The sequence below is a fragment of the Mesorhizobium sp. M4A.F.Ca.ET.020.02.1.1 genome (assembly GCF_004022645.1).
Taxonomy (GTDB): Bacteria; Pseudomonadota; Alphaproteobacteria; order Rhizobiales; family Rhizobiaceae; genus Mesorhizobium.
In genome coordinates this window covers 1-1862 of the sequence record NZ_RZOI01000964.1, presented here as the reverse complement: position 1 = coordinate 1862, position 1862 = coordinate 1, and the positions used below count along the sequence as shown (strand labels likewise).

The 1862-nt window shown below is 66.9% G+C and carries 4 protein-coding genes; 2 read left to right on the top strand and 2 right to left on the bottom strand.

The window, feature by feature from the left end; genetic code table 11:
- Positions 1–229: nicotinate-nucleotide--dimethylbenzimidazole phosphoribosyltransferase (locus tag EN742_RS33705; protein ID WP_189375711.1), on the bottom strand; the 229-nt coding region annotated here is incomplete at its 3' end.
- A 162-nt stretch (positions 230–391) separates the two neighbouring features.
- Between EN742_RS33705 and EN742_RS33700 the strand changes: the two genes are divergently transcribed.
- Complete coding sequence (locus EN742_RS33700; protein ID WP_126054494.1) at positions 392–625, top strand: DUF1289 domain-containing protein; 234 nt, start codon at positions 392–394, stop codon at positions 623–625.
- 13 nt (positions 626–638) lie between these two features.
- A complete protein-coding gene (locus EN742_RS33695; protein WP_126054493.1) occupies positions 639–1343 on the top strand; it encodes a TIGR02281 family clan AA aspartic protease in 705 nt (234 codons plus the stop codon).
- A 6-nt stretch (positions 1344–1349) separates the two neighbouring features.
- On the opposite strand, the gene EN742_RS33690 is transcribed toward EN742_RS33695, so the two are convergent.
- Positions 1350–1862 (bottom strand): tRNA-dihydrouridine synthase (locus tag EN742_RS33690; RefSeq protein WP_189375710.1); only part of this gene is annotated, 513 nt, incomplete at its 5' end.

The window sequence follows — 1862 nt, the reverse complement described above, 5'->3', positions numbered from 1 at the left end:
CGCCATGGTTACCGGCGAAGATCGCCACCTGGGGCCGCCTGACCGCCGGCGGCGCCTGCCCGCTCCAAGCGGCGAGCCAGGCCGCGATATCCTCGAGGCGGCCAAGCGAGGCCGTAGGCTTTTCGGCCTTGGCAAACAGCGCGCGGATGTGCGCTTCGGCCGCCAGATCGGCCGGCGGCAGATTGGCCAAGAGGTTGCGGAAATCGTCGAAAGGCGATGCGCTGGTCATGCGGACTACATCGTTGCTGAAAGTTGTGAGCGGCATAGACGTCTTGATCCGCCGGCACAATCCTTTCGGTCACTGACGCGAAAACACCAGCGCGCGCCGTATTCCCCAGGGCTTGCATTGGCCTTGGCGTTGCACCATGTGGAAGTAGCGCAAGAGAACATCATGACGGCCATAGAATCTCCGTGCATCCTGGTCTGTTCGATCGACATGAAAACCGGCTACTGTTTCGGCTGCGGCCGCACGCGCGACGAGATTGCTGCCTGGATCGGGATGGCCCCGGAGGTCCGCCGTGCTGTCATGGCCGAGCTGCCGGCTCGGCTGGAAACGGTGGAACGCAGGCCACGGCGGGAAACGCGCCGCGCCCGCATGGCGCGCGAGCGAGACGTGCTGTCGTGAGCGGACAACGCCGATGAACCGCCTGTTCTGGATCCTGATGGTGGTGATCGGCGCCGGCGCGCTGCTGCTGATGCTCAACGATTCGGCCGGCAGCACGTTTGGCGTCGACAACTACGATTTCAGCCGGCTGATCTGGCTCGGCGCGTTCGGCACGCTGATCGGCGCCGGTCTGCTGCGCTCCGGCAGGCCGCTCGGCGACATCGCACGCAATCTCGGCACCTGGGCGGCCATCGTGCTGGCGCTGATCGCCGGCTATCAATACCGCTACGAGCTGCAGGATGTCGCCAGCCGGGTGACGGCGGGCCTGATCCCCGGCAGTCCGCTGGCGCTGGGCGTGGAGGACGGCCACGCCACGGTGACGCTGGACAAGGCCGACAACGGCCATTTCGAAGCGCGCATCCTGGTCAACGGTGCAGCAGTGCGCGCCGTCGTCGACACCGGCGCCACCAGCATCGTGCTGACCGCGGAGGATGCGCAGGCCGCCGGCTTCAATCCAGCCGCGCTCAACTTCACCATATCGGTCTCGACCGCCAACGGCATGGCGCGCGCCGCCGCCGTGAAAACCGACGAAGTGGCGATCGGCGGCATCGTGCGCAAGGACATGGCCGTGATGATCGCCGCGCCCGGCATGCTTGGCCAGAGCCTGCTCGGCATGAACTTCATCGGCTCGCTGTCGGGGTTCGACGTGCGCGGCGACCGCATGGTCCTGCGCGACTGAATGCCCTCAGGCCGCTTCGGCCGCCGTCCCGTTGAGGTCGACAGCGGCAAAGGCAGTCTTCAACACATCCGGTCCGGCGCCCGGCCGTGTTGCGTCCGTCGACAGGATCTGCCGGTAGCGGCGCGCACCCGCCAGCCCGTGGAACAGGCCGACCATGTGGCGCGTCACATGGCCGAGCCGCCCGCCCTTCTCGATATGGCGCGCCGCGTAGGCCGTCATGGCGTCGATCAGTGCGGCATAGTCGAACGCCGCGTACGGCTCGCCGTAGAACATGGCATCGGCACCGGCCAGGATCCCGGGAGTATGGTAGGCGGCGCGGCCGAGCATGGCGCCATCGACATGGCCGAGATGCTCGCGCGCCGCCTCCAGCGATTGAATGCCGCCATTGATGCCGATGAATTCATTAGGCTTTCTGACCTTCAGCCGATAGACCCGGCCATAGTCGAGCGGCGGGATATCGCGGGTTTCCTTCGGGCTGAGCCCCCCCAGCCAGGCCTTGCGCGCATGCACCCACAGCGC